20 protein-coding genes are annotated in these 23,196 nt (G+C 68.3%); 6 read left to right on the forward strand and 14 right to left on the reverse strand.

The window, feature by feature from the left end:
* Window positions 1-56: 56 nt before the first annotated feature.
* Genes HF323_RS07900 through HF323_RS07915 form a run of 4 tightly spaced genes read right to left on the reverse strand, consistent with a single transcriptional unit; the run spans window position 57 to window position 3,373 of the window.
* Entirely contained in the window at window positions 57-932 is an 876-nt protein-coding gene (locus tag HF323_RS07900) for an SMP-30/gluconolactonase/LRE family protein (RefSeq protein ID WP_169582007.1), read from the reverse strand.
* Window positions 919-1,653, reverse strand: a complete 735-nt coding sequence (locus HF323_RS07905) for a FadR/GntR family transcriptional regulator (RefSeq protein ID WP_169582008.1) — start codon at window positions 1,651-1,653, stop codon at window positions 919-921. Before HF323_RS07905 ends, HF323_RS07900 begins: the two co-directional genes overlap by 14 nt.
* Window positions 1,650-2,723, reverse strand: a complete 1,074-nt coding sequence (locus HF323_RS07910; RefSeq protein WP_169582009.1) for an alcohol dehydrogenase catalytic domain-containing protein — start codon at window positions 2,721-2,723, stop codon at window positions 1,650-1,652. The genes HF323_RS07905 and HF323_RS07910 overlap by 4 nt, the downstream gene beginning before the upstream one ends.
* Window positions 2,723-3,373: an RraA family protein gene (locus HF323_RS07915; RefSeq protein ID WP_169582010.1), complete on the reverse strand. Its 651-nt coding sequence runs from the start codon at window positions 3,371-3,373 to the stop codon at window positions 2,723-2,725. The genes HF323_RS07910 and HF323_RS07915 overlap by 1 nt, the downstream gene beginning before the upstream one ends.
* A gap of 88 nt (window positions 3,374-3,461) precedes the next feature.
* On the opposite strand from HF323_RS07915, the gene HF323_RS07920 reads away from it, so the two are divergent.
* On the forward strand, window positions 3,462-5,186 hold the full coding sequence (locus HF323_RS07920; protein ID WP_169582011.1) for an IlvD/Edd family dehydratase: 1,725 nt from the start codon (window positions 3,462-3,464) through the stop codon (window positions 5,184-5,186).
* A gap of 92 nt (window positions 5,187-5,278) precedes the next feature.
* Here the strand turns inward: HF323_RS07920 and HF323_RS07925 are convergent, their stop codons facing one another.
* Window positions 5,279-6,448, reverse strand: coding sequence for a thiolase family protein (locus HF323_RS07925; protein ID WP_169582012.1), 1,170 nt, complete (start codon window positions 6,446-6,448; stop codon window positions 5,279-5,281).
* An 85-nt stretch (window positions 6,449-6,533) separates the two neighbouring features.
* Between HF323_RS07925 and HF323_RS07930 the strand changes: the two genes are divergently transcribed.
* Complete coding sequence (locus HF323_RS07930) at window positions 6,534-7,325, forward strand: ZIP family metal transporter (RefSeq protein ID WP_169582013.1); 792 nt, start codon at window positions 6,534-6,536, stop codon at window positions 7,323-7,325.
* 113 nt (window positions 7,326-7,438) lie between these two features.
* A complete protein-coding gene (locus HF323_RS07935; RefSeq protein ID WP_169582014.1) occupies window positions 7,439-8,182 on the forward strand; it encodes a patatin-like phospholipase family protein in 744 nt (247 codons plus the stop codon).
* 73 nt (window positions 8,183-8,255) lie between these two features.
* Here HF323_RS07935 and HF323_RS07940 read toward each other — a convergent pair whose 3' ends face one another.
* Entirely contained in the window at window positions 8,256-8,981 is a 726-nt protein-coding gene (locus tag HF323_RS07940; RefSeq protein ID WP_211160328.1) for an alpha/beta hydrolase, read from the reverse strand.
* 123 nt (window positions 8,982-9,104) lie between these two features.
* Between HF323_RS07940 and HF323_RS07945 the strand changes: the two genes are divergently transcribed.
* The gene (locus HF323_RS07945; protein WP_169582016.1) at window positions 9,105-9,602 is read left to right on the forward strand and encodes a CGNR zinc finger domain-containing protein; all 498 of its coding nucleotides are present in this window, start codon (window positions 9,105-9,107) and stop codon (window positions 9,600-9,602) included.
* A gap of 21 nt (window positions 9,603-9,623) precedes the next feature.
* Here the strand turns inward: HF323_RS07945 and HF323_RS07950 are convergent, their stop codons facing one another.
* On the reverse strand, window positions 9,624-11,042 hold the full coding sequence (locus HF323_RS07950; protein ID WP_169582017.1) for an MFS transporter: 1,419 nt from the start codon (window positions 11,040-11,042) through the stop codon (window positions 9,624-9,626).
* Between the two features lie 191 nt (window positions 11,043-11,233).
* On the opposite strand from HF323_RS07950, the gene HF323_RS15720 reads away from it, so the two are divergent.
* The gene (locus HF323_RS15720) at window positions 11,234-13,339 is read left to right on the forward strand and encodes a glucose PTS transporter subunit IIA (RefSeq protein ID WP_169582018.1); all 2,106 of its coding nucleotides are present in this window, start codon (window positions 11,234-11,236) and stop codon (window positions 13,337-13,339) included.
* Window positions 13,340-13,360: 21 nt separating this feature from the next.
* On the opposite strand, the gene ppk2 is transcribed toward HF323_RS15720, so the two are convergent.
* Window positions 13,361-14,200 carry a polyphosphate kinase 2 gene (ppk2, locus tag HF323_RS07960; protein WP_169582019.1) on the reverse strand — a complete coding sequence of 280 codons (840 nt, stop codon included), beginning with the start codon at window positions 14,198-14,200 and terminating at the stop codon, window positions 13,361-13,363.
* Between the two features lie 363 nt (window positions 14,201-14,563).
* On the opposite strand from ppk2, the gene panD reads away from it, so the two are divergent.
* Entirely contained in the window at window positions 14,564-14,899 is a 336-nt protein-coding gene (panD, locus tag HF323_RS07965) for an aspartate 1-decarboxylase (protein ID WP_169582020.1), read from the forward strand.
* 211 nt (window positions 14,900-15,110) lie between these two features.
* On the opposite strand, the gene HF323_RS07970 is transcribed toward panD, so the two are convergent.
* From HF323_RS07970 to HF323_RS07995, 6 genes are all read right to left on the reverse strand, one after another.
* Window positions 15,111-15,659 carry a hypothetical protein gene (locus HF323_RS07970; protein WP_169582021.1) on the reverse strand — a complete coding sequence of 183 codons (549 nt, stop codon included), beginning with the start codon at window positions 15,657-15,659 and terminating at the stop codon, window positions 15,111-15,113.
* A 298-nt stretch (window positions 15,660-15,957) separates the two neighbouring features.
* A complete protein-coding gene (locus HF323_RS07975) occupies window positions 15,958-17,079 on the reverse strand; it encodes a DUF3322 domain-containing protein (RefSeq protein WP_169582022.1) in 1,122 nt (373 codons plus the stop codon).
* Window positions 17,076-20,429: an SbcC/MukB-like Walker B domain-containing protein gene (locus tag HF323_RS07980; protein ID WP_169582023.1), complete on the reverse strand. Its 3,354-nt coding sequence runs from the start codon at window positions 20,427-20,429 to the stop codon at window positions 17,076-17,078. Before HF323_RS07980 ends, HF323_RS07975 begins: the two co-directional genes overlap by 4 nt.
* A complete protein-coding gene (locus HF323_RS07985) occupies window positions 20,426-21,085 on the reverse strand; it encodes a DUF4194 domain-containing protein (RefSeq protein ID WP_169582024.1) in 660 nt (219 codons plus the stop codon). Before HF323_RS07985 ends, HF323_RS07980 begins: the two co-directional genes overlap by 4 nt.
* Window positions 21,082-22,533 (reverse strand): DUF3375 domain-containing protein, encoded by a 1,452-nt coding sequence (locus tag HF323_RS07990; protein WP_169582025.1) that lies wholly within the window; start codon window positions 22,531-22,533, stop codon window positions 21,082-21,084. The genes HF323_RS07985 and HF323_RS07990 overlap by 4 nt, the downstream gene beginning before the upstream one ends.
* A gap of 67 nt (window positions 22,534-22,600) precedes the next feature.
* On the reverse strand, window positions 22,601-23,122 hold the full coding sequence (locus HF323_RS07995) for a DUF1877 family protein (RefSeq protein WP_169582026.1): 522 nt from the start codon (window positions 23,120-23,122) through the stop codon (window positions 22,601-22,603).
* Window positions 23,123-23,196 lie beyond the last annotated feature (74 nt).

The raw sequence follows: 23,196 nt of genomic DNA on the forward strand, positions 1-23,196 counted from the left end.
CGGTCGGGGTTCCGGTGCGGAACGGGACGGATGCCGCGGCATCCGTCCCGCCTTCCTCAGTCTGGTGCGACGCCGAAGCGCGACCCCTTCGCGCCCCTCACACCCGGACGAGCGCTGAAGATCGCGCCGGCCAGGGGAGACCCGGCGTCCTGCACGGTGGAGGTCGTGATGTAGAGCTCATCACCGTCGTCGCCGCCGAAGGCGCACGACGTGACCTGGGACGCGGGAACCGCAATCCGCTCGACGATGCTCCCTTCGCCGTCGATGCCGACGACGCATCCACCTCCGAACATCGCCACCCACAGGTTGCCCTCGGCATCGATGCACATCCCGTCCGGCATGCCCGGCTGCTGAGTGAGATCCGCGAGGCGGCCGAGGGATCGGAACGCTCCGCCGGCGTAGTCGATCACCTCGATGATGTGGGTCGTCGAATCGATGTAGTACGCGAGGTCGCCGTCGGGCGAGAAGGCGAGCCCGTTCGAGATCGTCACACCCGACCTCAGCAACTCGACGTCGGCGCGGCCGTCACCCCGGTCCGTCACCCGCCAGACCGACCCGCCGCCGTGTCGCATGTCGTACGCCATGGAGCCGCAGACCAGCCGTCCTGAGGGATCGCAGGCTCCCTCGTTGAGCCGCACCGCGGGGTCGTCGATCAGGCGGACGATCTCGTCGATCCGACTCGGCTCCCCCGGGTCCGAGCCCGTGAGGGCCACGGCGTGCTCGAGCAGGAGCACAGCACCGCCGGTCCGCCTCGGCTGCACCATCGCGGCGACCGACCCGACATGATTGCGGCGCAGAAGACCCGCAGCATCGAGCGAGACGACGTCCCCCGCGAGCATGTCGACGCACCGCAGTTCGCCGTAGTCCGAGAACCAGGCGGGTCCCTCGCCGTGGGTGAGCACCGGGTCGGTGCGCTGTTCAGCGGTGGGCACGTCGCACCTCCTCGCGGCTGTCCGCGGCGTCACGCCGGCGGCGAAGCTCGTCGCGCGCCCACGCGAGGTGCTCGGTCATCGCCTGTGAGGCTGCCACCGGATCGCCCGCGTCGATCGCGTCGAAGATGCGGCGGTGCGACGCGTGCGCGTGCTCGATGCCCCCCGGGATGGTGTTCGACAGCCGACGCGACGAACGGAGCGGGTCGCGGATGAGAGCGAGGATCGCGGCTCCCAGCGGGCTTTGCGCCCCCGCGGTGATGAGTTCGTGGAACCTGATGTCGTCATCGAGGTAACGGTCCGGCTCGTGCAGATGAGCCTCCGCATCCTCCAAGGATCGCGCCATGGCCTCGCGCTGCTCGACCGTCGCCACGACGGCGGCCTGAGCGGCCATCTGACCCTCGAGAGCAACTCGGATCGTCGTCAGGTCCTCGAAGAAGACGCCCTCACGGTCGTAGGTCAACCGGGCGGCGAGGACGTGGGGATCCAAGACGTTCCAGCGCGGTTCGGGGAGGACGACCGTACCGATCCCCGCCCGAGCCGCGAGGATGCCGTTGGCCTCCAGAGCCTTGACCGCCTCGCGGATGACGATGCGGCTGACGCCGCAGGACGCCGCCAGCTCCTCCTCGTTCGGAAGGAGGCTCCCCGGTGCGATCCTGCCGCTGACGATCCGGTCGAGGAGGTCGTCACGGACGGTATCTGCCAGTCGCGCACGCTTGCTCATGCCTGGAACGCTCTCCTCTCCGGAACGGCCTCGTCGCTCGTGGGCGGCACGACCAGGATCTTCACATGCCGTTCGGGTTCGCGCACCAGCGCCAGCAGTCCGTCGTCGAGCGCATGGGCCAAGGGAATCCTGCTGGACACGATGCCGTCCGTGCGCACCGCCCCCGAGACGAGGAGTTCGACGGCTGCAGCGAAGTCGCTCTTCCTGAGGTGCGACAGGCTCCCGATCACCTCTCGCTCACCGGCCACGATGTCCATCGGTGAGACGGCCACAGGCACGGTGGACACACCCACGAGCACGAGGCGACCGCCGCGGCGCGTGAATGACAGGGCGGCCGCGAATGCGTCCGGCACACCCGAGCACTCCACCACCACGTCCGCCTCGCCCACCTCGGCTCCGGGCGGCCAGGCAGCGGACGCGCCGAGCTCGAGCGCCAGTGCCCGGCGATGTGCGTGCGGCTCGACCACGGCGACCTGAGACGCCCCCATTGCCCGCGCCGCCTGCAGCGCGAAGAGCCCGACGGCACCGGCACCGAAGATGACAACCCTCTCCCCCTCCGCGAGTCGGCCTCGCCGGAGCGCGCGCACGGCCACCGCCAGGGTCTCCGCCAAGGCTCCGGTGTCAGCGGCGGCTCCGGCCGGGATCTTCACGCACGTGTCGGCGCGCACGTTCACTCGCTCCGCCAGCCCTCCATCGCTCATGAGGCCGACGGCCGCCAGAGAATCGCACAGGTTCACAGCTCCTCGCGAACACGACGAGCAACGGCCGCACCCCATCAACCCATCGACTCCGACGACATCGCCGATCGCGAAGTCGGGGGTGCCGAGGCCCACGGCGACCACTCGACCGGCGATCTCGTGACCGAGGACGATCGGAGCCACCGCCCCCGTGAGGCGGTTGGGCTCGGCGTGGGGAATGAACGTCGGACCGTGGAGGTATTCCTCGACATCGGTACCGCAGATCCCGCATGCGATGACCTCGAGCTGGAGCCAGCCCGACGGCGGAGGCTCAGGCGCCGGGATGTCGTCGAGCCGCACATCACCTCTGCCGTGCCATCGAAGGGCGAGCATCAGAGCACTCCGTACTGCGCCCACACATCGCGGAGATATCCGCCGCGCAGGAGGAGGTCGCGTGCAGAATTCTCGGTACGCGCCTTCTCGAGGGCGAGGGCGGCGACCTCCTCGGCGCGGGCGCGCGGCACGACGACGACGCCATCGACGTCGGCCACGACGAGGTCGCCGTCGGACACCGTGAGCTCGCCGATCTCGACCGGACGCGCCGTTTCGATGATGGAGATCCGCCCGAGGCAATCCGTCGGGTGGCTGCCCTGCGCGTGCACCGGGAAGTCCAGGTGAGCGAGCTTCGCTCCGTCGCGGACGAGACCATCGGTGACGACTCCGCGGGCGCCTCGACCGATCGCGGCCGTGGAGAACAGCTCTCCCCAACAGGCTGCGTTCGAGTCGCCCGTGGCGACCACCGCTACGTCGCCCCCGCGCAGCGAGTCGACGAACTCGATCTCCTGCGCGTACGGGCGCTCAGGGAGTCCGTCGACGGGGGCGGACCGGGCAGTGCGTGCCCAGCCCACGAGAACCCGCTTCGAGTTGGTCGGAACGATTCCCGGCGCCATCGACTGATGCCTGAGACCCAGCCGATCGCACACGTCGCTGTACACGGCGCTGTACGTCTCGGCGGCGAGGAGATCGAGATCGAGATCGAGCATTCCATCACTTTCCAGGAGAGGAGCGGGTGCCGGCAGCAATCATATAACCTATGATTATTCACCTCCACCAGGAAAGTGAGGACAGGCCATGGCCGAAGACGACCGCCTGCGAAGTGCCTCGTGGTTCGCCGCGGAGGGACGCAACGGGTTCATCCACCGCTCGTGGATGCGCAACCAGGGTTTCGGTCCGGAAGTCTTCGACGGACGGCCGGTGATCGGCATCGCGAACAGCGCCTCTGAGTTCACGCCGTGCAACGCCCACCTGAGCCGCGTGGCAGAGGCCGTCAAGCGCGGGGTGTGGGAGGCAGGCGGCTTCCCCGTCGAGTTCCCCACGATGTCTCTGGGCGAGGCGCTCATGCGGCCCACCACCATGCTCTATCGCAATCTGCTGGCCATGGAGATCGAGGCGAGCATCCGCGCGAATCCCATGGACGCCGTCGTCCTGCTCGCGGGGTGCGACAAGACGACGCCGGCGATGGTGATGGGGGCCGCGAGTGTCGACCTGCCCACCCTCCTCATCACCGGCGGCCCCATGCTCAACGGCAAGTTCCGTGGCCGCGACATCGGCTCGGGCACGGATGTGTGGCGCTTCAGCGAGGAGGTGCGCGCGGGCCGGATGACGGCCGATGAGTTCGCCGAGGCCGAAGGCGGGATGTCGCGAAGCCCGGGTCACTGCATGACGATGGGCTCGGCATCGACCATGGGTCTCGTGACCGAGGCGCTCGGCCTCCAGCTCTCGGGCTCGGCGGCGATCCCCGCGGCGGATTCGCGGAGGCTGGCGTCCGCCCAGGCTGCGGGCCGCCGGATCGTCGCCATGGTCGGCGAGAACCTGCGGCTGAGCAGCATCCTGACGCGCAAGGCATTCGAGAACGCTGTGAAGATGTGCGCCGCGATCGGCGGGTCCACCAACGCCGTCGTGCACCTCATCGCCATCGCGAACCGGGTCGGCGTGCCGCTGGCGATCGACGACTTCGACGCACTCACGCGCGACGTCCCCGTCATCGCCAACCTCATGCCGTCGGGGCAGTACCTGATGGAGGATCTGTTCTACGCAGGCGGGATGCCGGCCGTGATGAATCGACTCCGGGAGCACCTCCACCTCGAGGCGATCACCGTGTCAGGACGCTCCATCGGCGAGGAGATCGCCCCGGCCGAATCCTGGAACGACGATGTGATCAGGACGGTTGCCGCACCTGTCAGCGCGGCGGGGAACAGCACCGTGGTGCTCCGGGGCTCGCTCGCCCCCGACGGAGCGGTGTTGAAGGTGTCGGCCGCATCGGCTTCACTGCTGACGCATCGCGGCCGCGCCGTGGTGTTCGACTCGATCGAGGACTACAACGCCGTCTGCGACGATCCAGACCTGGACGTGGCAGCCGACGACATCCTTGTCGTTCGAGGAAACGGTCCGGTGGGTTATCCGGGATTCCCAGAGGTCGGAAATGTCCAGCTCCCTCGAAAGCTGCTCGAACAGGGAGTCACCGACATGGTCCGGGTGTCGGACGCGCGGATGAGCGGTACCGGCTTCGGCACCTGCATCCTCCACGTCTCGCCGGAGGCCGCGGTCGGCGGACCGCTGGCGTTCGTCCGGAGCGGGGACTGGATCCAGCTCGACGTGCCCGCTCGAACGATCGACCTCCTCGTCGATGACGCCGAGCTCGAGCAACGGCGTGCGGCCTGGGTTCCCGCTGCTCAGCTGGCGACGCGCGGATGGGAGAAGCTCTACGTCGAGAACGTCGAACAGGCACACCTGGGTGCCGACCTCGGATTCATGCGCGGGTCGAGCGGCTCCGTGCCGCCGCGGCACTCGCACTGAGGAGACGGGGGCGCTCCGTCCTCGCGGCGGCCGAGCTCTTCATCGATGCGAGCCGAACGAGTTCGATCTCCAACGCTGTCCGATACCTCGAATCAGCGCTCCAGAACGACAGCGAGTCCCTGTCCCACGCCGATGCAGAGCGCGGCGACCGCGACTCCCCCGCCGCGGCGCCGCAGCTCGTGCGCGGCGTGACCGATGATGCGGCCACCGGAGGCGCCGAGCGGGTGTCCGATCGCGATCGCGCCGCCATGGATGTTGACCTTCTCGGGGTCGAGTTCGGGCCACCCGGCCAGGCACGCCAGGGACTGCGACGCGAACGCCTCGTTCAGTTCGACCAGGTCCACATCGGCCCACGTGCGACCGGCACGGGCCAGCGCGCGGTTGGCGGCCTCGACGGGAGCGACACCGAAGACGTCGGGGTCGTTGCCGAAGACGCCGCGCCCGGTGATGCGCGCGAGCGGCTCGGCCTCGATCGCGCCTTCGGCTCCGAGCAGCACTGCGGAAGCGCCGTCGTTGATCGGCGACGAGTTGCCGGCGGTCACGGTGCCGTCCGCCGCGAAGAGCGCCTTGAGCCCGCCGAGCTTCTCCAGCGACGTGTCGTCGCGGATGCCCTCGTCCCGCGGCAGCTCCGCACCGGGCACCTGTACGATCTCGCCGTCGTAGGCGCCGGCGGCCCAGGCTTCGGCCGCAAGCCGGTGGCTGCGCAGGGCGAACGCGTCCTGGGCGTCGCGCGAGATGCCGTAGATCCCCGCGAGCTTCTCGGCGGACTGCCCGTTCGAGATCGTCCATTCCTTCGGCAGCCGGGGGTTCGTCATGCGCCACCCGATCGCGGTGTTCCACAGCGTCTGGTTGCCGACCGACGGCCACGGCCTGGCCGACTTCTCCACGACGTACGGCGCGCGGCTCATCGACTCCACGCCGCCCGCGAGGATGATGTCGGCGTCGCCCGCCTCGATGGCCCGCGACCCCTGGATCACCGCCTCGACGGACGACCCGCAGAGCCGGTTCACCGTCGTCCCGGGCACGGTGGTGGGGAAGCCCGCCAGCAGCGCACCCATCCGCGCGATGTTGCGGTTGTCTTCGCCCGCCTGATTCGCGTCGCCGAAGATGACGTCTTCGATCCGGGCCGGGTCGATGCCCGCCCGCTCCACGGCGGCCCTCATCACCACGGCCGCGAGATCGTCGGGGCGCACGCCCGCGAGGGTGCCTCCGGCTCGGCCGAAGGGGGTGCGGACGGCGTCATGGATGTACGTGGCAGGCATATCAGTATTCTCCGACGTCACCGCCGATCAAGCGACGACCGTCAAGCCCTTCGCGCGAGTGATCGCGCGATGCGAGTGTGGCGGCATGTGGGGAACTCTGCTGTTCGGCGCGGTGGCTTCCACCGCCCTCGTCCTCGGGGCGGCGATCGGCGTCAGGTTCGAGCTCCCCAAGCGTCTTCTCGCCATGCTGCTCGCCTTCGCGGCGGGCGCACTGATCACCGCTTTGAGCTTCGAGCTCTTCGAGGACTCGTACGAGCGGGGCGGGATCTGGCTGGCCGCGGTCGGGCTTTTCGCCGGCGCCATCGTCTTCACCGCGCTGAGCGCGTTCCTGGACCGGTGGGCCCAGCCTCCCGCCGACTCGAAGCCGGCAGACGAGTACAGGGGGAGCGCGAAACTCGATACGGATGCCGCGGCTCAGGATCGCGTCGCCGCCAAGGCCACGACCCGCGGGGCCGCCGGGATCGCGCTGCTCGCGGCCGTCACCCTCGACGGGGTGCCGGAGAATCTCGCCCTGGGCATCTCGCTCACCGAGGGGACCGGGGGCGTCGCGCTGCTCGCGGCGATCTTCGTCTCGAACTTCCCGGAGGCACTCGTCGGTTCGGCGTCGATGCGCGAGCAGGGGCGATCGCGGCGGCAGATCCTCGGGCTCTGGACGGTCTGCGCGGTGCTGCTGACCCTGGCCGTGCTCGCGGGAGCGGCCTGGCTGGCCGACACCGACCCGGCCGTCGTCTCGCTCCCTCTGGCCTTCGCGGCGGGCGCGGTGATCGCGTCGCTCGCCGACACCCTGATGCCCGAGGCGTTCGAGCACGGTGGGCCGGCCGTCGCACTCAGCACCGCCGCGGGTTTCGTCCTCTCGTTCGTGCTCTCGCTCGTCTGACGCTTCGGCCGCGTGCGGCGGTCCGCGGACAGGGTTGCCCTTCGTCTCGCCGCATTGACGGGCGGAGGCGATTGCGGTCGACTGGGATCTCCCGGTGACAGGGAGGGATGCCGATGCCGAACGACGACCCGCGGTTGGCCATCACCCTCAGCGGCGGCGGCGCGTTCGGCGCCGCGCACGTGGGGGTGCTCCAGGTGCTCGAGGAACGAGGCATCCGTCCCGGCATCGTCACCGGCACGAGTTCGGGCGCCCTCGTGGGTGCCGTCTACGCGGCGGGACTCGACGTCGACGAGATCGAGCGGATCGCCCTGCGCTTCCGTTGGAGCCGCATCGCCGCGTGGAGTTTTCTGCCGCGGTGGGGGCTGCTCGACACGCGGGTGGTGACCGAGGCGATCCACCGCGTGCTCGGCCGGGATCCGCGGATCGAAGAGCTGCCCCGCCGGTTCGGCGCGGTCGCCACCGACCTGCGCACGCGGCGCGCTGTCATCATCGACAAGGGGCCGATGAGCGCCGCCCTGCGCGCGACGATCGCCGTTCCGGGGCTCCTCCCGCCCGTCCGGCTCGGTGGGCGGCTCCTGGCCGACGGCGGAATGGTCGACAACGTCCCGCACGCCGCGGCGCGAGCGCTCGGAGCCGAGCGCGTCATCGTCGTGCATCTGCATGCGAAGTGGGAGAACGTCCGGATGATGCGCACCGCCACCAAGATCACGGACATCGCCGCAGACCCGTCGATGCTGCTCATCCAGCCCGAGATGGAGCGGATGGCGCAATGGACCATGCGCGATGTCGCGCGCCTGATCGCCGAGGGCCGCCGCGCCGCGACGGCGGCCCTCGACGCGGCCGGGAGGACGCTCTAGGCACGGCCGGAGTGGGCCACGCCCCCTGCGCCGAGTGCCGATCCGGTGTCGTCTCCCCCTCTGACGTGGGGGGTCAGAGAGCCGACGACGAGGCAGCGCTCACGGCGCGCAGGATCACCTCGGCCACCGGGCCCGGCTGCGACACCGGCAGCGCATGTGATGCATCCGGAATCACCACCGACTCGACAGCGCCGGCGCGGTCGGCCATGAAGGCCAGCGCCTGGGCGGGGATGTTCTTGTCGCCCGTCGAGTACACGAACCACGAAGGAATCGCCTTCCACGCGGACTTCGTCGCGACACCGTGGAGCGCCTCGGTGTTCAGTGGACGCTGGGTGACGGCTCCCAGGCTCGCCTCGTGCTCCTCGAGATCGGCAGCGAACTGCTGACGGTAGAGCTCCTGCCTGATATAGAGGTCGGTGGTGCCGTCGGCAAGCTCGACGGTCTGGAGCGTGTCTCCCAGAGTGCTGCCGGGATACCGGCCGGACAGTTCGCCGATGCTCTCGCCGGAGTCGGGCGCAAAGGCGGACACGAAGACGAGAGCCTTGACGGACTCGACGCCGTCGGCGGCCTCCGAGACGACGGCTCCGCCGTAGGAGTGACCGACCGCGACCACGGGACCGTCGACAGACTCGAGCACCGAGCGCACGGACGCGGCGTCGCCGTCGAGGCTGCGCAACGGGTTCGCGGCGGCGATCACAGGAACTCCGGCTTCGCGCAGCCGGGCGATCACTCCATTCCAGCTCGCCGACTCGGCGAACGCTCCGTGAACGAGGACGACAGTGGGCGTGACAGGGGACATGCGAATCTCTTCCATTCTTCTAACCATCTTGGCCTTCTTAGAAGGTTATGGAAGTGAACCACATAAAACCTAACCTGTCAAGTACGATTGAGAGGTTATAATTGCCGATGGAGGTGAGACGCCATGGATGCAGAGCGTCTGCTGTTGGACCTCGTGAACTCTCGCCTGGTCTCCGGCGGTGACGTCCACGACGAGCTCGGCGACGATGACCGCGCCGCCGAGTGGCTCCGCGATCACGGCGCGCCCGCAGAGTACGCGCAGGTGGCGGACGCGCGGGCGGTTCGCGCCGCGCTCGTCGCTGTCCTGCGCGGCGAAGCGTCGGACGCCGTCCTCGAGCCGTGGATCCGCGCGATGACCCGCACGGCACGACTCACAGCGGACGGTCTCGAGTGGGTCGACCAGACCCCCGCTGACAGGCGAGTGGGCGGCGAGGCCATCGCCGCGTGGGCGCGGCTCCAGAACGGGGGGCGGCCGCGGATCCGTGCGTGTGAAGCGGAGGGGTGCCAGCACTTCCTCATCGACAACAGCCGGTCCAACAATCGACGGTGGCACTCGATGGAGACGTGCGGGAACCGCGAGAAGGCGCGGCGCCATTACGCGCGAGCGAAGGCCGCGTCCTGAAAGCCTCCCTGGCCCCCTCGTTCAGCCCGGGGTACGCTCCCCCCGGCGCGACGGTCGCAGACCCGGGAAGGTGAGAAGCGCGATGACCACGCCCGCCGCCGCGCTGCCGGCGGCGGCGAGCTGCGCAGCCTGGAGCCCCGCCTCCGCCGCGGCGACCGATCCGCCACCCGCCTCGAGAATCGGCGCCCGGTAGGCGGCGTCGACCGCGCCGAAGACGGCGATCCCGATGGCGCCGCCGATCTGCGCGGTGGACGAGGCGAGGCCGGAGCTCACGCCGGCGTTCCGGGCGGCGATGCCGTCCGCGATGACGAGCGTGGTGGGCGTGAAGCTGAGCGCCACCCCGGCCGCGGCGATCACCAGAGCGGGAAGCACCCGCAGCCAGTAGTCATCTCCGTTGTCGACGGTGGCGAGCAGCACGTGCGCGAGCACGAGCAGCAGGAGTCCGAGGACGACGACGCGCTGCGGCCCGAGCCGGTTCAGCGCGGAGGGCAGGAGCAGCGTGCTGACCGCGAAGCCCGCGAGCGAGGTGGGGAGCATCGCCAGGCCCGCGAGGGCCGGGCCGTACTCGAGGACCTGCTGGAGGAGGAGCGCCACGAGCACGAAGCAGGCGATGCGGGCAGCGCCGCCGAGGAGGTTCACCGCGATGCCGCCTGCCACCCGCGGGTCGCGCAGCACCGACGGAGGCAGGAGGGGATCGGCGCTTCGCCGTTCGACGAACACGAAGCCCATCAGACACGCCACGGCGAGGGCCGCCGGAGCGAGGACCGGCATCGAGATCAGTCCGCTGTGCGGGGCCGACAGCACGGCGAACACCACGGCGAGCGCGGCGGCGGTGATGAGGCCGGCCGCTGTCGCATCGAATCGCCGAGGCGCACCGGGCTCGGCGGCAGGGACGAACACACATCCCGCGACGCCGATCGCGGCGGCGACGGCGGCGGTCACGAAGAGCACGCTCTGCCAGCCGAGTGCCGCGGTGAGCAGTCCGCCGACGGTCACCCCGACCGCTCCCCCGACGGTCGAGGCGGCCCCCCACCCGGCCATCGCTCGCGAGCGAGCGGGGCCGGTGAAGCGGGACAGGATGACCGACATCGCCGCAGGGCTGAGCATCGCCGCTCCGGCTCCTTGCAGCAGGCGGGCGGCGATCAGCTGCACGTCGCCGGTCGCGAAGCCGCCCACCAAGGAGCCGACGACGAGGACCCCGGCACCCAGGAGGAGAATGCGACGGCGTCCGAACACGTCTGCGGCGCGGCCGGAGATCAGCAGCAGCCCGCCGAAGCTGAGGAAGTAGGCGTTCAGCACCCAGGCGGTCCCGACGGGGGTGAGGTCGAGGTCGTCGGCGATCGACGGCAGTGCGACGTTCAGAATGCTGGAATCGAGCATCACGACGAACTGCGCGGCGACCAGCGTCATTACGAGCGGCAGGGTCCGGCGGTTACGCATGTGCAGGCGCCTCCACTCGTGCGAGCCTAGCCCTCCACGTTCCGGTCGGCTGCGCGCGGCGGCGGGGCAGAACGCAGACGGGAGTCCGGGCACTCGCCGTCGCGAGCCGCCGCAGTAGCATCGCACCAACACCTGGCGTGAAGCACGGCTCGCTCGCCCGTGGGCCGTGAACGAGCTCGAAGGAGAGTGCCGTGGCCACGAACACTGCAGGGGACATCGTCAAGGCGGTCGGCGGTGCCGGAAACATCGAAAGCCTCACCCACTGCGCGACCAGATTGAGATTCCAGCTGCGGGATGCCTCGGCGGTCAACCCCAAAGAGATCGAGGCGATCTCCGGCGTGATGGGCGCCGTCCCGCAGGCCGGGGAGAGATTCCAGGTCGTGATCGGCGGCGGCGTGCAGAACGTCTACAACGACATCATGGCGCTGCCCGAGATGAGCGACGGCGGCCGGACCGCGGCATCCGACGACATCGATGCCGTCAAGGCCCGCGAACGCGCGAAGGGAGTGCGGGGCAAGGTCGCCTGGGTCGACTCGCTGTTCGAGTTCTTGTCGGACTCGTTCCGGCCCATTCTCGGCGCGCTGCTCGGCGCCTCGTTCTTCATCACGTTCATGGCGCTCCTGGCGACGCTCGGCGTGATCCCGGACTGGAATGCACCGGGGGTGACGCTCGAGCCGTCGTGGGCCTTCGTCAACCTGATGTGGCAGTGCATCTTCATCTTCCTGCCGCTGATGGTGGCCTACAACGCGACGAAGAAGGTGGGCGCCGACCCCTGGGTGGGATTCGGCATCATGGCGGTGCTGATGCTCCCCGGCTTTCTGGCGCTCGGCGAGGGCGTCGAGCCCACGAACGTCTTCGGCGTCGACGTGACGATCGTGCCGATCTTCGGCTTCCCGCTCACGATCTTCGACTACAGCTCCCAGGTGTTCCCGCCGCTGCTGATGGCGGCCGTCATCGGCCCGCTGTACAAGCTGCTCCGCAAACTCATCACCGCGAACCTGCAGCTGATCTTCGTCCCCTTCTTCGCGATGCTCGTCATGATCCCCCTCACGGCGTTCATCATCGGGCCGATCGGCGTGTACGCGGGAGCGGCACTCGCTGAGGGCCTCAAGGCGATCAACCAGTTCTCGCCGTTCATCTTCGCGATCGTCATCCCGCTCGCCTATCCGTTCATGGTTCCGCTGGGACTGCACTGGCCGATCAACGCGGTGATGCTGCTGAACATCCAGACCCTCGGGTACGACTTCATCCAGGGGCCGATGGGCGCATGGAACTTCGCGTGCTTCGGCGCGACGGCCGGCGTGCTGGTGCTCTCCCTGCGCCACCGCGACACGCAGATGAAGCAGACCGCGACGGGCGCGCTCGCAGCGGGGCTCCTCGGCGGCATCTCGGAGCCCTCGCTCTACGGCATCCATCTCCGGTTCAAGCGGATCTACCCGCGCATGCTGGTGGGCTGCTTCGTCGGCGGCCTTACGATCGGCCTCGGCAGCTGGATCATGGGCCTCCCCGACGGCGTGACCACGCAGGCTTTCGTCTTCACCTCGCTGCTGACGATCCCCGCGTTCGAACCGATCGGGCTGTACGCGATCGCGATCACTCTCGCCTTCTTCACCTCGATGTTCCTGGTGATCTGGTCGAACTTCCGCACTCCGGAGCAGCAGGCCGAGTTCGAGGCGGCACGCGACGCCGCCGAGGCGGCGGCGGCCGCAGAGCACATCGCGCCCGCGACCATCGAGGCCGCCGAGGCGCGCACCATCGATGCATCGGATGCCGCGCCCGCCGCCGCCGCGGTCGCGACGGCCACCACCGTGCTCGAGCGCACTCCCATCGACGTGCTCGCACCGATCGCCGGGAAGGTCGTTCCGCTGTCCGACGTGCCCGACCCCGTCTTCGGGGGTGGAGTAATGGGGCCCGGGGCGGCGATCGAGCCGTCCGGCGACACCGTGTACGCGCCCGGCGCGGGGGTCGTGGCCGCCGTGCAGCCGACCGGGCATGCGCTCGGCATCGTGCTCGATGGAGGACTGGAGCTGCTCATCCACATCGGGATCGACACGGTGAACCTCAAGGGCGAGGGATTCGACGTCAAGGTGGCGAATGGGGACCGGGTCGAAGCCGGCGCCCCGTTGATCACCTTCGACCGGGAAGTGATCGAGCGAGCCGGGTATCCCCTGGTGACCCCCGTCGTCGTTCTCAACGCCGATGATTTCGGCGAGGTCTCGATCGTCTCTGCGGGCGACACGCGTCCCGGGACTCCGCTCCTGCGCGTGGAACCGCGCAACACTGCGTCCGCGCCATGAGCCCCGTCGGCTGAGCTCGGTCTACGTGCTCGAGAGGTCCGCGGCGACATCCGGAACGTACCGGAACTCGTCCCTGGGAGGACGTTCGTAGTCGCCGGCCTCGGGGCGATCCGGAATCGAGACCTTCTCGGGCTGGAGTCGTTTGTAGGGGACGCTGTCGAGCAGATGGCTGATCACGTTGAGGCGCGCCGCGCGCTTGTCGTCGCTCTCGATGGTCCACCACGGCGACTCGGGCGTGTCCGTCGCGGCGAACATGTCGTCCTTGGCGCGGGAGTAGTCCTCCCAGCGGAGGATCGACTCGAGGTCCATCGGTGACAGCTTCCACCGGCGGAGGGGGTCGTCGAGCCGCGACGCGAAACGCGCCTGCTGCTCCTCGTCCGACACCGAGAACCAGTACTTGATGAGGATGATCCCGTCCTCGATGAGCAGGTTCTCCACGACCGGGGCCTGAGCGAGGAAACGCTGGTACTCCTCTTCGGTGGCGTACTCCATCACGCGTTCCACGCCCGCCCGGTTGTACCAGGAGCGGTCCATCAGGACGATCTCGCCCGACGTCGGCAGCCGCTCGATGTAGCGCTGGAAGTACCACTGCCCGCGCTCCTTCTTGGAGGGCTTCGGCAGGGCGACCACCCGGGCGTGCCGCGGGTTCAGATACTGCATGACGCGCTTGATCGCGCCGCCCTTTCCGGCGGCGTCACGTCCTTCGAAGATGACCAGCACGCGCGCCTCGTGGGCGATGAGCCAGTGCTGCATGTCGACGAGTTCGGACTGCAGCCGGCGCAGCTCCGCCTGATAGACGCTCTTCTTCACTCGGGCGCCGGACGCGCCGGCGCTCTTGGTCTTCTTGCTCTTCTTGCCCATCAGAGCGTCGGTTCCTGCATCGAAGTGTGGTCGCTCATGCTCGCCGCCGATTCCCGGGGCGCCTGCCCCACTGGCAAACCTAGGCACCGAGCCATGCACGGGGGCCGGGGTTGACAATCGGACGGGCTGCTGGGCGGGGGTGGCCCCCGCCATCGGGCGCCCCGACGAGATCGAGAGTCGAAGCCGATCGCCGGCGTTTCGTTCACATTACGAACCGGACCGCCCGCATCGCCCCGAGCGCCTATGGTCTCAGTCGAGCAGTCGTGCACGGTGAGCGGGCTGCCCGCCCCCTCCGACGAGGGTCTGCGGGTCCGTCGGCCGAAGGGGCCGAGCCCTCGAGACAGCAAAGGATGACGAGACCGAATGCGTCGACGACTTCTGAAGTCCAAGATCCACCGGGCGACCGTGACAGCGTGCGACCTCAACTACGAGGGGTCGATCACGATCGACATCGATCTGCTCGAGCGAGCCGACATCCTCGAGTTCGAGCAGGTGCAGGTCGTCGACATCAACAACGGAGCGCGGTTCGAGACCTACGCGATCGCAGGCGAGCGCGGTTCGATGGCGATCCAGGTGAACGGCGCCGCAGCGCGCCTGGTGCAACCGGACGACCTGATCATCGTGATGTCTTTCGCCGACTTCGAGCCCGACGAACTCGCGGACCACACACCGGTGGTCATCGATCTCTCTCCACACTGACTGTTCGACGGGCGAGGTGGCGCCGGGAGGGCAGGAACAGCCGTTATCGGGGCCTCAATGTGGCGGAGACGGAGGGATTTGAAATCGCGCCGATGGCAAACCAACCCAGCCGAAACCTCATGATTCCGGGGGTTCTGACGTCGTGGATGTCCTCCTCGATCAGGTCAGCCGGGTTCGATTCGTGGCAGAAACGTGGCGGCGTTGGAGCCGCTCAGCGATGGCTCGCCGGGTTCGACTCGATGACGGGAAGCAGCCGCTCGATCTGCACGAAGAACCGGGCAGCGTCGGGACCGATCGCGTGACAGACGCTGCGCATGTCCCGCCGTACCCTCCGGAGGTCATATCCATGCAGCGGCTCGAGGTGGGCCACCCGGTTGCGGAGTCCGTGCACGTTCGCGACTCGGCTCACGACGCTCTCGGCTGACCAGTCACCCGGCCACGCGGGGAACGCGTTCTTGATGGCCACCGTCCACAGCTTCTGTTTCGACTTGTTCGCTTTCGACGGAAGGATGTATCGCCATGCTCCCAGCGACATCTGTGCGAGCACATCATCGTGACCCACCGGTCGGCCGTGCTCGGCGGCGATCCACCGAGCCCGCGTCGCAGCCTTCGAAAGCTCGGTCTGGTTCAGAGCACGCAGGAGGTACGGATGCGGCCGCAGCAGCCAGTCCGGGGTGCCGGCCATGCTCTGGTTCCAGGTGCGCAGCTCACGATCAATGGCGTTGCGCAGGATGAGCTCGAAGACATGGATCGCTTCCATAGCCGCACCCGCAGCGCGCACGTTCCACTCGAACAGCTCATGCGCGCGCGAAAGATCACCGCCGGTATCGAAGAGAAGCCGCTGCAACCGTGGGTCGCCGATGAATCGGGAACTCACAGGCTCGAGCGGCGACACACAGGCTAGACTAGACGTACAAACACCGGACGCTCGGCGGATCGGTGCTTACTCATAAGGGGCCCGGTGCAAGCCGAGGCCCCTTATTCTTTCCCCGCCTGGAATCTCTCGCCGCACGCTCCGAGGACGACGACATCACCCGTGCGGGCACGGATCTGGCGAATCAGGACACCCCGAGCCGCGCGAGCGCGTAGCTCCACGGGATGCGCTCTTGCTCGAGGCGAATGTTGCCCTCGGCGCTCAACGACTGGAGCGTTGCGCGTTCGCCAGGCGTGAGCAGTTCCAGCACGCCGACGTTCGGGTCTGGATCGACCCCCCAGAGGTCGCGGTGGTCAAACAACGCTTCGGAATCCATCAACACCGAGGTTGCCTCTACTCCCCTGGCTCGAAGGTGGTTGAGGATGGCGAATCCATGGGAGTCGAGGTCGCCCCAATAAGTGACTGTCTGCGCCCATGGGAGGCGTGCGACGAGATCGACGCGGTGGCCTCCGCCGTGCACCGCGACTGCTCCGGACACATCCGGCATCGCGAGCACCGTCGCGAGGTTCTCGAAGACGAAGACTCGGTCGGGACGGATCGGACTCGCCGCGAGGTCGTCGACGGGCGCGGAGACATCAGTGAGTCCCCGGAATGAGAGCAGAGTATCGAGTACCCGGACCCGCACGAGCGGCGACAGCTCGCGAAGACCCAGCCCGGATGCCCTGGTTGTCGCTCGATGCAAGGCTTCGACCAGCCCACGGCGGGACTCGATCCACTTGGTGTGGATGCCGCGGATCGGCAGTTCCCGGATGAGACGGTCCGATGCGGGGTTCTCCCGCAGCCAGGTCAATACATCGATGAGCCTGTCGAAGTCTTCGCCCTCGAGGTCGGCGATCGCGCTCGCGTGGGAGCGGAGCACACCGTCGGCATCTTGGCCGGCGAGACTCCGCAGCACGTCGAGTCGTTCGACAAGCAGTCGCCAGGGTTCTGCTTCGCCGGCGACGCGTGCAATCGCATCCGGACCACGCAGGACCGCGCGTTCGGGAACCTCCTGCGATCCGACGCGTGACCAGTTGCGCACAGCCCACGCGAGCTCGATCCCTGAGTCTTCGCTCACGCCGCGCCAGGAGTCGACCCACGCTCGAACACGTTCAAGGTCGGCGAGGGCCTCCCGCTCCGTGGGTGGATGCAGCGGAACGTCGAGCACGATAGCTGTCTGCTGCTCGGCCGCCCACATGCGCGCACCACGCTCGTAGAGCTTCCTGGCTCGCGCGCGCAGATCGGCCGGAGTGACAGGCGTGTTCACGCGTGCGACTCCGCGGGCGGCGCGGCGGTGATCTGCGGCTGATCGATGGAGAAGACCACATTCGCCAGTCGAGATGAGTCGCGGTCGGGGTTCGATACCGACGTGATCGCCCCCACATAGGGCTCGAGGGTCTGCAGCAGCTTCTGGGGTGTCGCGAGGATCATGTGGAACCCGAACTCGCGAAACACATCCATGGCGTTGCGGGTGTACCTGCTGTCGGCCTTGTCGAATGCCTCGTCGAGGACGATCGACCCGAACCGCGGCACGGCGTCTTCTTCCTCGGTGAGTTGATACCTCAGGGCGGCGGCGAGGCAGAAGATGACGAGCTTCTGCCTCTGCCCACCCGACAAGCCCTCGGCGGAGTCGTAGACGCGCAGGACCCGGCCCGTGACGTCCTTCTCGCGCGCAAGGAAGCCCACATGGAGCCGAGTGTCGAGCACGCGGTTACGCCAGTCGATGTCGATGCGGTCCTTCGAGCCGAGCCGGCCGATGACGCGCTGCAGCACGGCGAAGCGCTGCTCTGCGCCGGTAGCCGACTCGTCCGCCCAGTTGCCCTCGACGATGCGACGCAAGTCGGTGAAGAAGTCGTCGACCTCGGGGGTGCGGGTCGTCTTCACATCGATCTCGAGGAAGCGGTCCGCTCCCTCGAACGGGGACCGCCCGAGCGAGGCATTGACGGGAAGGATGCGTTCCCGGATCAGTCCCGGCGCATCACGCAAGTCGCTGAGCAGGTGGGCGACGACGTCCTGTGACCGCTCCCGCAGAAGCTTTTGAAACTCGGTCTCCTTCTCCGGCAGGCCGCGAGCGAGGATGCCCTCCCGAAGTTCCCGGTAACCGTAGCGATCGCCGATCTCACCAGTCAGTTCAGCGGATGCCGCGGGCCAGCCGAGCCGGAACTCCGCTGCGCGACCGGCGAAGCGGGCTTCCGCGTCCGCCGCGCGTCCGGCCGCCGCATCCTTCTCCCTTGAGAGCGCTGACTGCACTTTGCGCGCGACCTCATCGACCGTTTCCAAGGTCACCGAGCGTCTCTCCGTGCGGAACCGTACCTCGAGCGCGTCGGCGATTGGCTCGTCGACCGGGGCATGGGGTGCAGCCTCGAGTTCGGCAATCTGTGCCGCGATACTGTGCACGTGATTTCGGTCGACGGCGTCTTGGCCAAGTGCACGTGCGTGATGTTCGTTGGCGTCACCTAACCGCTGAGTCGCCCGCTCCGCTGCATCCTGCGCATCGCGCAGAGTCCCGGACTCGCTGGTCAGGTCCCGGAGTTCGTCGAGGCGGGCGGTCGTCACCGCGGCCGCGGACATCACGTCCACTCGGTCCCAAGTGAACGTCGAGACTCGTGTGAAGACGTCGCGACGCGTTACAGCATCCTGGCGAGCGGCGTCAGCGTCGGCATCCCGCGCGGCAGTCTTCTCCACCGCCGCCACCGCTTCGCGACGTCGCTCCAGGAGCGCCTCGAGCCGCGCGTCGGTATCGCCGCCCAGTACCCACCGGGTGGCGTCACCGACGCCGTGACGGTCGTCCTTCTCGTACCTGCGCGAGTTGCGCTTGACGAGGCCGCCGATCGTGACGCCACGTTCGACATCGTCGAGCTCGTCGGGATGCGAGACGCAGGCGTAATCGAACTCAGTGGCAAGGCGCTTGCGAACGTAGGCCGCGAAGGGCCCGTCGCTCACGGTGAGGCGATGGACGAGCGACCGGCCATCTTTGGGGCGACGCGGCTCGTCGACCGAGTGCGGGACCGCTTCGATGACGAGCCGGACGCCGAGTGTCCTCGATTCCGCCGCGCGACGTGCCGCGGCAAGGTGCTCATCGCGCACGAGAAGCGTCGTCGCGAGCGGAGCCAGCACTCGCTCAGCGGCACCGCGCCAGGCGGAATGGTGCTCGGCGACCGAGGTCAGCTCGCCGGCAAAGGGAAGCGCCGAGTCGGGCACGCCGATAGCCTCCGCGAGGAATCGCCGGGCGCTCAAGAGCTTCTCGTCGAGGTTGCTCCGATGATCTCTCAGTGACTGAATCTGCCTCGTAACCTCATCGAGTGCCTTGCGCGCCCGACTGGCAGCATCACGCACCTCGAAAGACGCAGCGGGGATGTCGCGCTCCGCTTCCGTAACGGCGGCGGCGAGCAGCTCCGCGAACTGCGCAGCATCCTCGGGCATCGGCGCACCGATGCGGGTCAGCTCGGCGGCGAGCTGCGCTCGATACTGACCAATGGCGTCCTCATCGCGCTGCGCACGGTCGATCCGCTCCTGCAGCAACTCGACTCGGGCGCCACCCTCGTCCCGAACCCGCGCGCGCGCGGTCTCCAACGCTTCGGCCGCCAACTGCTGTTCACGCTTGGCGGCGCTCAGCTCGCTTTCCGCGCGCGCCAGCGCGGCTCTTGCAGGGCCCGCAGCATCCTTCGCGAGCCGGAGCTTGAGGGTCGCAGTGAAGGGCTCGACCGCATCGTGCAGGTCCGAGAGAGCCGCAGTCTCAGCGACCGCGAGGTCGAACGCCGTGATCGCCTCGTCAACCTTGCGGAGCGCATCGGCCTGCTTGCGCAGATCGACCACGTGCTTGTGCGCCGCGTCGAGCTCGGAGAACTGCTCGACCGCGGTGTCGGCGCGTGAGAAGGTTCCCGGCTGATCAAGCATGAACCCGCGGAAGAGCGCGTCGAGCGTGCCCAGGTTCTTCGCCGACTGCGTCTTGTGAAGGAGCTGCAGCGTCGCGTCCCCACGGAAGCCGAACTGCCGGATGACGCGCTCATGAAAGCGGCCATGCCGGCCGCCCGTCGTGATCAGCGCATCAGGGAAGGCCTTCGACATGCGGCGCGCATCGATACCGCTCTCGACGTGCGACTTCACGTCGAGAAGCTCGACATCGCCGCGGCAGAAGATTCGCGCGTCTTTCAATGCCGTCGGCTCGGTCCGGGTGCCGGGTGCGTGGAAGACACGCATGAGGACGACGGGTTCGTCGCGGAGGTTCTCGTACCGCAGCAGGATGCCGCTCCAGGTCGCCCTCGACCGGAGATAGGTCGTCGTGGCGCGATCCGCGGTCTCGTCCGCTTCCTTGCTCCATGCCCCGCGCACGTAGCTCATGAGAGTCCGGTCGCTCTGCCGGAATGAGCCGTCCTGCGCTGCCGCGTTGAGCCGAAGCCACTTGTCCGGGGTGAGGACGGCGGCGATCGCGTCGAGCAGCGAGGACTTGCCCGAGCCGGATGCTCCGGTGAACAGGTGACCGGCGCGGGCGACGTCAACGGTGATGTGACCGGAGAACGTGCCCCAGTTGACGATTTCGACCTGGGCGAGGCGCCACTGCCCAGGCCGGCTCGGATCAATCTCCTGTGCGTCAGTGGGAAAACTCAGCATCGTCATTCGGTCTGGTCCTCGACATCCATCGACGGGGCGGCACCCTCGCCGCTGCCTTCGCGAGCAATCCGCTGGTACTCCGCGGTGATCGCGCGGATCTGGTCGGCGTCGACGAGCAGGCGCAGCACGGGTGAGATCTCTGCGCGGTCGTCGCCGACGGCGTGCAGCACGCGGAGCTTGTTCTGCATCTTTTTCCACGACGAGTTCACACGACTTGCGAAGTCCTTCTCGTCCCGGTCGGGGGTTCGGAAGACAGCGAGCTGCTCGAACACCTCCGCCTGGCCGACGATCACGCGCCCGCGCCCCTCCTCGCTCAAGAGGGTCTGCCGCAGGACGAGCAGCATTGCGGTGTCGAGGAAGGTCAACGCCTCCGAACGCACCGCCTTCGGCGCGTCGTCGGACGGAGCGTTGCGGACGAACGCGAACTCGTTGTCCCGATCGATCACCAACTCGAGGAACAGATCGGCGAGCCGTGAACGGATGACAGCTTCGTCGGTGAGCAATACCGCCCACAGCTGCGCCTCCCGTGCACCGGAGAGGTAGGGGCCGCGCACCAGGCGCAGGAGCACTCGCCGTGTGCGATCCGGGAGTTCTCCCGGGTCGCCACGCCAGAGGCCGGCGTGCTCGTCGGTCACCGCATCCACGGTCGTCGGTTCGGTCATATCACCGCTCCTGTGAATCGATGCGCGGCGACAATTGCCGCGCGGGCGACCCCGTCGGCGCCCTGCCAAGTAAGGACTTCCGGCTCGTCGTCCACGGTGCCCTGCTCCGCCGCGATGGAAAGCAGCCCGACTACGCTGCCCACGCCTTGCGTCGCGGGGTGGCGTGCGAGCACGTCGCCAACCGTGCACGACGGCGCGTCCGCGAGCAGGTCATTGACGTTGCGGGTCAGCTCGTCGAAGTCGATCTCTGTCTCCCGTGCGATCGCGCGCAGCTCCTCGAGGCTCGCCACCGATGCCGACTGCGAGACGACCTCACCGGCAGCGGCGAACTCCGCAGGATCGTGCAGGTCGATCGCGCCGACACTCGACAACGACACGGCGGACAGGTCCAGGGTGAGGGGTGTCGGATGCCACGGGCGGATGTGGGTGGCGGCCTCCACCCCCGCTCGCTGCGCCTCACGCAGAAGCGTGCGAAGAACCCGATCGCGCTGATAGTCCTGCGACTGCACGTAACGGCGCAGAGCCCGCGCGAACAGTGTGATGACGTCATGGATCTCGGCGCTCCGGCCCTTGAGCGTCGTCAGAAAGGAGCGCAACGCCCGCCGCTCTTCGGGCGACAGGTCCCGAGCGAACCGGCGGTCCAGGACGCGACGGATGTCGGCCTCGAACGCGGCGCCGAGCGCGGGGTCGAGCACGAGCTGCGCGAAGGCCGCGAAACTGCGACCCGCATCCGACTCAGAGATGTGGTCGATCCCACGGAACACCTCGTCGACTACCGCAGCCTGAGAAACATCGGACTCGACGATCTTCGCCCTCAGCGAAGTGTTGAGTGCCTCGAACTCGGCCCGCACACGGGCGAAGTCATCCGGAACGTCCGCCGCCTGCGCCAAAACGTCCCGCACGCGTTCGAGGGCCCGGTCCTCATCGATCGCAGCCTCGTCACCCGAACGCAGACTCTCGATACGGCGCTCAATCGCCTCGATCTCCTCCTCGAGGAGGGCGATACGCGCCGACACGTCGGGATCAGTATCGATCGCGAGGCGACGGACCTGCGCCGCAAGGCTCGCGAGCCGCGACTCGGTCACGCTTGACCTGGGTGCCGCCCGGCCCTGGAGGAAGCGGATGCCGGCGATCGCGTCCGGGGAGAGCTCGAGCGTCTCACCCCGCGCTTCCGACGAGGGTCGACGGACCAGGAATCCGGCCGAGCGCCACTCGCCGCAATAGCCCTTCGCGGTCAGCGGCAGAGGGAGCCCTTGCGCGCGAAGCCGTTCTAGGTCCGCATCAATCCGCTCATACAATTCCTCGGCGTCCACGCGACGTTCGTCTCCGCCCAAGTGGATGCCGAGAAGACCCGCGATGACCGGTGCACTGTCCGCTCGGAGGAGCCTCCAAGCCGCATCCCGCTCAACGAGCTGGGCAAGCTCGAGAACCTGGGCGACAGCGGGCACGCGTCCATTCTGAACGACGACACCGACATCAACCGACGAGAACAGACGTCCGCCCACACGGACGCAGTCACCCGATGAGATACACCATCCCGCGGCCCTCCGCTACGAGCGACTCGACGAACTCCTGAGCACGCCGGAGGAAGTCGAGCACGTATCGAAGCTCGTCCTCATCGTCCGCACCGTGCGGACTGCGCCATGCTCGCGCCCACGCCCGCACGCGGGACTCGTCGATCGCACAAAGGTCGTCACGGATCGCCGGCACTTCCTCCGGGAGGATCGTCTTCACCCACGGGTCCCAGCCCATGTCGTGCATCGTCACGTGCCCCTCGAACATTCGGTAGCACGAACCGGCTCCGGGGACGTCTGGCGTCGGGTGCGTGAGGGACTGCAGAGCAGACCAGGCCTTGTCGAGGTAGAGCATGTCGCGTCTGGGCGAAACCTGCTCGAACGTCGCGACACTCACACTCGCGTGCGGCTCCATCCCCCACGCGTCAGCGAGCGGATCGCTGGAGAGGATGCTGTGCGGGTCGTCGACCGCCTGCTGAACGAGGTCGGCGTCGAAAGCGTATGCGTAGTAGCGGATTCCCATCCGTCGAGCATCGCGTCGCGGATCCGGCAGGAATCGCCGCTGTCGACACATCGGGGACAACTCGAACGGGCCCC

The sequence above is a fragment of the Microbacterium sp. MF43 genome (assembly GCF_012847295.1).
GTDB lineage: Bacteria > Actinomycetota > Actinomycetes > Actinomycetales > Microbacteriaceae > Microbacterium.